The organism is Citrobacter sp. L55 (genome assembly GCF_002850715.1).
Classification (GTDB): domain Bacteria; phylum Pseudomonadota; class Gammaproteobacteria; order Enterobacterales; family Enterobacteriaceae; genus Citrobacter; species Citrobacter braakii.
Genome location: NZ_KZ559433.1, coordinates 1 through 9257, shown reverse-complemented (window position 1 = coordinate 9257; position 9257 = coordinate 1). Strand labels below are relative to the sequence as shown.

The 9257-nt window shown below is 51.9% G+C and carries 7 protein-coding genes and 3 pseudogenes; 2 read left to right on the top strand and 8 right to left on the bottom strand.

The genetic code is table 11. From position 1 onward, the window contains the following. On the top strand, positions 1-182 hold a 182-nt coding region (locus B9P82_RS27465; protein WP_143704298.1), incomplete at its 5' end, for a transposase domain-containing protein. A 30-nt stretch (positions 183-212) separates the two neighbouring features. Here the strand turns inward: B9P82_RS27465 and B9P82_RS27460 are convergent. The 8 genes and pseudogenes from B9P82_RS27460 to B9P82_RS27425 form a co-directional block, all read right to left on the bottom strand. After that, a pseudogene (locus B9P82_RS27460) lies at positions 213-329 on the bottom strand (DmsC/YnfH family molybdoenzyme membrane anchor subunit); the annotation flags it as partial. After that, positions 322-948: a DMSO/selenate family reductase complex B subunit gene (locus B9P82_RS27455; protein WP_023063502.1), complete on the bottom strand. Its 627-nt coding sequence runs from the start codon at positions 946-948 to the stop codon at positions 322-324. The pseudogene B9P82_RS27460 and the gene B9P82_RS27455, both read right to left, overlap by 8 nt. 13 nt (positions 949-961) lie before the next feature. Next, positions 962-3064, bottom strand: a pseudogene (locus B9P82_RS27450) (DMSO/selenate family reductase complex A subunit); the annotation flags it as partial. Positions 3065-3274: 210 nt separating this feature from the next. Further along, positions 3275-3547, bottom strand: a complete 273-nt coding sequence (locus B9P82_RS27445) for an arylsulfatase regulator (protein WP_101701413.1) — start codon at positions 3545-3547, stop codon at positions 3275-3277. 68 nt (positions 3548-3615) lie between these two features. Next, entirely contained in the window at positions 3616-4833 is a 1218-nt protein-coding gene (locus B9P82_RS27440) for a DUF3396 domain-containing protein (RefSeq protein WP_101701412.1), read from the bottom strand. A 12-nt stretch (positions 4834-4845) separates the two neighbouring features. Next, complete coding sequence (locus tag B9P82_RS27435; RefSeq protein ID WP_101701411.1) at positions 4846-6141, bottom strand: VRR-NUC domain-containing protein; 1296 nt, start codon at positions 6139-6141, stop codon at positions 4846-4848. Then, entirely contained in the window at positions 6141-8660 is a 2520-nt protein-coding gene (locus tag B9P82_RS27430) for a type VI secretion system Vgr family protein (RefSeq protein WP_101701410.1), read from the bottom strand. The genes B9P82_RS27435 and B9P82_RS27430 overlap by 1 nt, the downstream gene beginning before the upstream one ends. A gap of 130 nt (positions 8661-8790) precedes the next feature. Further along, complete coding sequence (locus B9P82_RS27425; RefSeq protein ID WP_246842183.1) at positions 8791-8949, bottom strand: helix-turn-helix domain-containing protein; 159 nt, start codon at positions 8947-8949, stop codon at positions 8791-8793. Between the two features lie 58 nt (positions 8950-9007). On the opposite strand from B9P82_RS27425, the pseudogene B9P82_RS27420 reads away from it, so the two are divergent. Beyond that, a pseudogene (locus tag B9P82_RS27420) lies at positions 9008-9257 on the top strand (IS6 family transposase); the annotation flags it as partial.

Below are 9257 nucleotides of genomic sequence, written 5' to 3'. Positions count from 1 at the left end.
TCTTCGGCAGCGATCATGGTGGCGAGCGTGGAGCCCTGCTGTATGGCCTGATCGGAACGTGCAGACTGAATGGAATCAATCCGGAAGCCTACCTCAGATATATCCTGAGCGTGCTGCCGGAGTGGCCGTCGAACAAAGTGGCAGAACTTCTGCCCTGGAACGTAGATCTCACCAATAAATAGCCGTCAATACGGCTCTCACTTTACGCTTACAACGGCCATACGCTGCCTGTCAATCTGCCCCAGGGTGCCGCCAATCAGCAACAGAATAAACGCGCCAACTGCGCTCTGAGTAAAGACGGTAAAAAAGACCAGAGGTAACTCATGCATTGCGCACCTCACTCATGTTCATGATGGCCCCTTCCTTGTCTCCCGTCGGGCGGGCCTTCGGATGGGGTTTAATAATAAGGTTAGGATGAGTAAACGACGCGGCGGGCAGCGGCGCGATTTCATTCTCAGTGCCATACTTCTTCCGTAACTCATCGATCGGCCCGAAATCCAGCGCGCGCTGTGGACAAGAGTCCACGCAAATTGGTCGCAGATTTTTCTCCAGTCGATCAAGGCAACCATCGCACTTACGCATCACTTTGGCCTGAGCATCAAATTGTGGCGCGCCATACGGGCAGCGCATTTCGCAATAACGGCATCCGACACAAATATTGTCATCGACCAGCACCAGTCCGTCCTCTTCACGTTTGTGCATCGCTCCGGTAGGACATCCGGAGACACAAACCGGTTCATCACAGTGGTTACAGGCAATAGAGAGGTAGTAGGTAAAAGTGTCGTTGTGCCAGCTTTCTCCTTCTTTCGCCCAACTTCCGCCACCATATTCATATACCCGACGGAATTTCGGGCCCACGTCCAGATCTTTATTATCCTTGCAACTGACCTGGCAGGTTTTGCAGCCTGAGCAACGCGAGGAGTCAACATAAAAGCCATACTGTTTCATTGCGGATCACTCCCTAAGCGCGTTTGATTTCAACCAGGTTGGTATGTTGCGGGTTCCCTTTCGCCAGCGGCGACGGCAGGTGGCTGGTCAATGTGTTAATACATCCACCCACGTCCACACCGTTGCTGTCCAGTCGGGTCCACGCGCCTTGCGGCATTGCCACCACGCCCGGCAGGATGCGCTGTGTCACCTTGCAGGGGATCTCCACCACACCGCGATCGTTGAATACATGGACCATATCGCCTGATTTCAACTGACGCACGCTGGCGTCTATCGGGTTGATCCAGACTTCATCCGGTACCGCTTCATGCAGCATCAGCACACTGGCATATGTTGAGTGCGTGTGACCTTTGGTGTGAAAACCGCTCATCTGTAGCGGATACTTTGCTGTCAGACTCTTGTTCAGATGGGACTCTGTCACTATACAAAATTCAGGAACAGCCGGAATGCGATCTCCTTCCGGTAGTGTCCAGGCTTTAGCCAGTTCCGCCAGAGTGTGCGAGTAAATCTCAATCTTCCCGGAAGGTGTCGTCAGTGGACTGGCAACCGGATCATGGCGGAAATCAGCAAGGATAATACTGTCCTCATCACGAGTACCTTGCTGATCGATAACCCCCATATTCATTGCAACTTCCCATTCAGGCAGATATGATCGCTTCTCTTTAACTTGTCCGTAATGCTTCGCCATCCACTCTGCCTGAGTACGCCCCTCAGTAAAACGCTCTCTTACCCCAAGATGCCCCGCAATATCTGCACAGATATCATAGGTACTGCGTACTTCCCACATCGGTGTGATCGTTTTTTGCATTGCAATCATGTAATGGTGAGAACCGGCTGCATAGGAACTGTCCACCAGATCCTCGGCTTCTAAGTAGCTAGTTTCTGGAAGAAGGATATCGGCAAAGCGGGCACTGGCAGTCATATGATTATCAATAACCACGATAGTTTCGCACAGGCTGTCATCTTCAAGTATTTTGCGTGTACGATTGATATTTCCATGTTGATTCAGAAGTGCATTCCCGGCCTGGTTGAAGAACAGTTTAATACCGGTTTTCAGTTTATCCGCGCCTTTAACCCCCATAGTGGTGGCTGTCATTTTTTCCGGACTTTGAATCGCATCTGTCCACAGATAGCAGGGGATTGACACCTTAACGGGATTTTCACCAATCGGCAGAGCAGGAACACCATAAGGTGTTCCGTATGTCCAGTTCCCATTGTTGGTTCCTGGCAATCCAAAATGACCCGTCAGGGCAGGAAGTATCTGAACCGCTCTGGAAGTCTGTTCACCATTTGCATGACGCTGTGGCCCCCATCCCTGGGCAATGAAACAGGCCCGAGCTTCGGCCATTTCACGTGCCAACTGGCGAATACGAATAGCCGGGATGCCACAGATATCTGCCGCCCATTCAGGTGTTTTTTCGACGCCGTCATCACCGTTACCCAGAACATAGTCTTTATAACTGGCATTTGGTTTCGCCGTTTCCGGAAGGGTGCTACGATCATAACCGACACAATAAGTATTGACTCGTTCTTCGTCGATCAGATTTTCTTTTATCAACGTGTGTGCAATAGCTGCTACCAGTGCAGCATCGGTTGTAGGGCGAATTGGTAACCATTCAGCATGTTCTGTAACAACAGAGTCTGTATAGCGCGGATCGATGATAATCACCCGGGCGCCTGATATTTCCAGCGCACGGCGCAGTTCTTCAACTTGCCCACCACCGGACATCCGAGTCTCAGATAAATTCAGACCAAAAAAAACCACAAGATCAGAATGCGCAATCTGGCTAAAATGACTGGCAAACTGTACTCCTGTAGCACCATACGTGTAAGATGTGGCGGTAAAGTTTTGAGCGTTTGAGTAATTATTGTAATACTGCAGAAAACCGCCATTCAGGTTCAATAACCTTTTCCATGCGGGTGTTCCTTGGTTATGATAATACGCGCCAGATTGATAATTAAAATAGATTGCTTCATTTCCATATTTTTCAGAAACGCGCTTTAATTCAGCGGCAATAAAGGCTGTGGCCTCATCCCATGAAATACGTTTAAATTTCCCTTCTCCGCGTTTACCAACACGTTTCATCGGATATTTAATCCGGTCAGGGCTGTAAACGGGGTCTGAAGCCCAACCGTACGAAAACGTACGCTAAGTATGTTTTTTAACCACACGTGCTTGTTGGTATATTCTCTGGATGGTTCAATGGGAGCGAAGCTGCGATTTGACGACATTTGGCTTCGACCCACGAAGCCAAACCGTACGCCATATATACTTCTTAACCAGGTAGAATGTCAGAACCCCGCAAATTTCTGACATATGATGTTGTTAGTGATCTTTCGGAACCTCGATAACTCCATCAGCAATACCCTGAGCCAGCCGTTCCATCCACTTTGCAAAGCGAAAATATCCAGGATATTGCAGGCAGATGTAGTCCATCTGGACTTTGGATGCACTGTCCATCACCCCTTTAAAGGCTTCCATATGGTCATAGCAGCCCTGCAATAGCTGAGCATCACCATCCTCTGTCAGAGGAAACTGGATGGCGTAGTCATGAACTATCTTCGCCAGCTGGCGTTGTTCTGCGCTTAACTCGATCATTTATATCCTCGGGTCTTTGTAGGGACTGGCAGGCGCTCGCCCCTCTGAGAGTGATTAAGCACACGACCTTACTCAGGAAGTGTATAAACGCTACCATTGTCATCTCGTTTCAGTAGTTTCCAGCAGGCCCTGTGTTGCTTACCGTACTTATCCTCAAACGGGGGCATTTTCTGCCCTTCGCGGGTCTGGATGTACTCGGTGGTGCCGTTAACCATCGCGGCCCATTGTCCGGCATGGGGCGCTGTTTCATCGGTCCAGCATTTAATACGTTCGGGGTCGTAAGATTTCCCCATTTCTTCTTTATCGAGCAGGGCGCTGGCTTCGTCAAAGCGCCTGTACCACTTCATGGTGGATTCTTTGTCGAATTGAAGTCCTTCATATTCAGAGTAGAAATGAAGAGATCTTGATTCATTAAACCGCACTGGCTTAATGAGCTGGTTAACTTTGACCAGCAACGGCGATAAACCTTCTGTTTTCATTTCGCCTAATGGAGGGGGAAGTTCTCCTGCTTTAATAATCGTGCCGTTGTTATAAGGAAGCAGGCTGATTTCAGGCGTTTTAGCTAAACGATGTTTTAATCTCTCTGCACCACCCAGCTTTTCCAGCCACGACGTACCCAGGATGGTGTACCAGCAGGCACCTTTCAGGCCAATGACTGCTCCACCGCCTTCCAGCGTTCCCAGCGAATCCACCATCACGCCGGAAAAACGCTGTGCCAGGGCGAATTCATAGGGGAACATTCGCTCACGGGCATAAGGAAGTGCAAACGACAGTCCGGCATAACCACTTTCCACCGAAAAGGTGTCACACAGCCACATCAGCCAGCCTTCATAACGCTTTTTACCATCAGGCTCTTTCAGCAGTGACAATGGGAGTGTTAGCTTAATGACTGAGCGATCATTGTCATTGTGGTAGATACGCTCACCTACAATGAGAATGCTGTATTCTGGTGCCAAGTAAGATTCAGTAGCGCTGCTTAGTACACAGTCAAAAATTTCTTCAGGCGTAGAATCAAGTATTTCCTGCTTCTGTTTGGCATAATTCTTCTCTGTAATAGCTGTCCACTTCTTACCTGGTAACGTTTTTTTCAAATATGACTTAAATTCCGCATAAAAACGATCCATGCACTCCACCATCCTGCGGCGGACTTCTGGCGTATGCCCGTCCTTAAAAAAGACGGTGATAATCAGACCGAGATTGACCGCCGGGCTGCCGTCTTTATACTTCACGGAGGCTTCCGGCAGCCATTTCTCGATGTAACTCAGCTCAAAATCCTGCAATTCCATACCTGTTCCTTTTTAACCGGCTGCCAGTGCCGCCGTACCCGTACCGAGAATAGCCGCCAGTGTTCCCCAGGCGCTTATTGCCAGACGAACAATCAGTAAAAACGCGCCAATAATGGCTTCCGGGATACCCAACGTTACCACCAGAACGCCGATACCCACGGCAACCAGAATAACGCCGACCGTTTTCGCGACACTGGTTAAAATCTGCACCCAGTCCACCTGTTTCAGCATATCGAGCGTCATATCGGTGGCGTGCTGTATTTCTGTCCATGCGGCCTTAATCTGGGCGTTGGTCCAGGATTTCACCGACTTACCGGTTTGGCTGGCCCAGACCCAGGCCTCACTTCCCTGCCGGTAAACCCACTCGCCGCCGTCGTTAAGCCAGCCAGCAACAGAATGAAGGGCATTCTGCGTCTCTTTTGACAATGCGTTCCAGCCTTCAGCTACGCCACGAATAGCGCCTTCGCTAAGATCGGCGACGGCATTACCTGCATAAGTCCAGGGTTCCACCCAGGACGCTACAGGTGTGGATGGCGGACGGGGCATAAAAATAGGTGGGTAGAGAACCAGCGGCCAGTATTTCGCGCCGCTGGTCTGCCAGGCTTTCATCGTCACGTTGACCGCCTGGTCAACCCACTGGTGTTCTTCCGGGCGGCAGTCGTGGATCTCCAGAATGGTCATGCGATCTTCATGACCAATTCCACCGACAATTTTCATGTAATCCCTATATTGCCCCTCGCCAAAATCATCACCTGGAAACTTCACCTCCACCAGGCGGGCCAGGTTATCGCTGTGCATATTGCCTTCGGTATCCGGCCCCGCCAGTCCAGGCCAGCGGTCCTCCTTATTTTTAACAATAATCACGTCTGGGCGGCGGTAAATGCCCCTGCCGGGCACCGGGAAAGGATTGGTCGTGTGGCGACGGCCAGCACCGTCTTTTTTTAGCAGCGTACTGCTCAGAAAAGGACGGGGCGGCATGGTGCGCATATCAAACGCCACCTCCGCCTTGTAATACCAGCAGTAATTGCGGGCGATTTCATCCACGCGAATAAGACCACTCATCATCGTCTGCTTAAGGCTCATCCGGTAAGTTTTCCCTTCCCGGCGAATTAGTGCCGACAGTTGGGGAAAACGCATGGCGTATTCCACCTTGATATGCAGGTACTGACGGTTTTCTGTATTCGGCAGACGTGACTGTTTCTCGACCATTTCAACGCCCGTCGTGGTGCAGTCCCACGGCTGGTTGTTTGTACCGGTGGGCGCATCAGGCGCACCTGTCGGTGTATCGGGTAAATCGGGTATTTCCATTATGGCTGGCTCTCCCTGAGTTCGGTTTCCAGTTGTTGCGTATCGGTTTCCCCTACAAACCACATTGATTCTTCCGGCTGTGGTGTTTTCGTCAGGACATGCAGTTCCACATCCTCCTGCTGACGAGTGTAAACCGGCACGGAGCGGCCTTCGTTATCGCTGAACCCCGTTGCTGTCTGGCCTGATGGGGTGGTAAGGCGATAGGGTGTATTAACCCGGATGTTGCCGTTTTTGTCCTGCAACTGATAGATAGCTGAATAGATGTATGCCGTGCCGGTGCGGGACATTTTCATCGGCATATTCTGCGCAGCGGCTGCCATCGTTCGCTTCACCTTGCGCATATAGGTAGTCGTGGTGCCGTATTCCACTTTCCCCGCCTCCAGCTTCAGGTAGCTGCCGCCGCCAATTAGCGTAATGCGTTTCTTGCCGGTAAACGAGATGTCACTTTCTGACGAAATGGTCAGCTTCTTCTGCGCAAACAGCCGCATGTTGCCGTTCCGGGCCTGCATGTCTGTCGGGCCTTCGCTGGCCTTCAGGCTCAGTTGCCCGGTGCGGGCGAACAGGCCGATTTTGTCACCCGCCAGCGCCGTCATATTGCCCATCGCGCCCACGCTGATATCACCTCCGGCATTGATGGCAACATTGCTGGCTGCCGCGAGCTGCATATGCTCACCAGAAGTAAATGCCATCCCTTCCGGAGCGGAGAAGACCAGCGTTTCGTTGAGTGGTTTCAGGCGTTCATTGAACATGCGGATCTGGCTGTCTACGTCTGCTTTCAGGGCCTGCGCCTGTTCTGCCGCCATTTCCAGCTGCCGGAGCTGTTGCAGACAGAGGTCGATTTCCCGCAACGCCGTATCCATATCCAGCACTTCTCCGGCGGCTTTCTGTTGCCCGTCGGCACTGATAAACAGTCCCTTTGCGACACGAATAACGCCGCGTTCATCGGTTCTGAGTTCAAAACCGGTACCGCGAGGTTTGTCCTGCGCATCGGTAATATTCCCCTGGTTTAGCTGGCTTTTAGCAAATTCTGTGGAGAGCGTGATATGCTCTTCGCCGCGCTTATCCTCCATCCTCAGCTCATTACGGGCGGCGGTGCGCAGGATATTCTGGCTGCGGTTGTCGCGGTTAACCACATCGCGATGTTCCGAATCGTGGAGCGCGTGTGAGATATACGGCAGGTCGATATCACCGTTGCTGTACGCAATCGCCACTTCCGTACCGTCGATAAGCGGTGTGTGCCAGCCGTAGCCATCGCCGGTATATGGTTTTGCCATCCGAAGCCAAGGATAAGCGTAGCCTGGCTCGCAGTCGTCCAGATTAAAATCCAGTCGTACCCGGTAACGCCCGTGCTCATCAAGGTGCGCGTAAGTGTCGTTCTTCTCGCGGCTTTCAATACGCGCAGGCAACGTGCCATGGATTTCCGGGCGGGCCATTTCAGCCGGACGGAAGCCGTATTCTTCACGGTACGGCATCCCCCACACCGAGACATGCAGACGTGAATCGCGAGCGCCAGTAAATGACGTGAAGGTAATAATCACGCCGTCGCTCAGGTCCTTCAGATTCACACCCTGCGGGGCAAACACCATTCCCGGACTGAGCCAGTATGCGTTGCTGAACAGATGCACTCGGGCAGATTTATTCAGCTCACGTTCATGGTGGAGTCGGGCGTAGAAGGCTCCGCTTTCGGTTTCCGGCTCGGAGGTGGTGTCGTCTCCGGCCTCGCGGTACGGTTCAGCGTAGCGGTAATGTTCGCCCGTGGTAATGGCAGGAGAACGGACCGAAACCGCAGTATCCATGGGCTCTGACGCGGCGCGGGGATTGTAATCACGGGTACTGACTGCACCCGTGACAGTATTATGCCAGGTACGCACGCCCCAGCAGCAGAGTTCGGCACCGTCATACAGACCTGATGGCTCGTGATACGGCAGAACGCCATTAAAAAGATAGTGAAGCTGGCTGTCGCCAAACAGCGTCACATCCAGCTCAGTAACGTCATTCATCTCCTGGCGAAACCAGATACCCACCTCAGAAAGAATGCGCTGGATGAATTCCAGGTCGGTTTCCCGCCACTGGGTAATCAGCTCGCGGACCGGATACTGGCGCGACAGGCGAAAGTCAAAGTCAGGACCTTCCAGACCATGCGAACGCAGCACCTGCTCCACCACTTCCGGCACGGAAAGGTTCTGGTATAGAGCACAACGGCGGGAGCGGGACAAAAGGGCGAGACGGGATTCCAGTGTGGCGGCATAATGAGACTGGTCTGCACTGGTGGAAAGCCATTCCAGGCGGGTAATGATGCCGTGCACCCTCTTACAGTCCCGCATAATGAAGCTGGCATACTTCATCAACATATCTTCAGGCCGGATGTTCGACTGCGGCGTGGTGAATTCAATACGCCAGGAAAAAGGCTTGCTTAAGGCTTCCGTCCCCCGAAAACGCAATACATCAGGGGTAACCTGACTGTCATTGATGTCGAGTGAGTAAACATTGCCTGTCACTGCTGTTATATCCGTCAGCATAGTGTCATCCTGAATGTGATTATCCGATCATACCCAACGGGAAAATCCCCAGCATCGGCGTATTGTCATTAATAATGAACTGCGCGTACAGCCAGGTACCATGAGTTATTCTCCTGCTGACCAGGCACAGTTAAACATTTGTCACGCTCCTGGCTGCATCGATGTACTTATAGAGTGTGGGCCTCGACACGCCCATTAATTCACAAATTTGAGCAACCGTATGTTTCCTTTCGTCATACAACTGAACAGCCAGGGCCTGTTTATCTTTATTCAGTACCTTTGGCGGCACTGTTGCAAATAGTCGGTGGTGATAAACTTATCATCCCCTTTTGCTGATGGAGCTGCACATGAACCCATTCAAAGGCCGGCATTTTCAGCGTGACATCATTCTGTGGGCCGTACGCTGGTACTGCAAATACGGCATCAGTTACCGTGAGCTGCAGGAGATGCTGGCTGAACGCGGAGTGAATGTCGATCACTCCACGATTTACCGCTGGGTTCAGCGTTATGCGCCTGAAATGGAAAAACGGCTGCGCTGGTACTGGCGTAACCCTTCCGATCTTTGCCCGTGGCACATGGATGAAACCTACGTGAAGG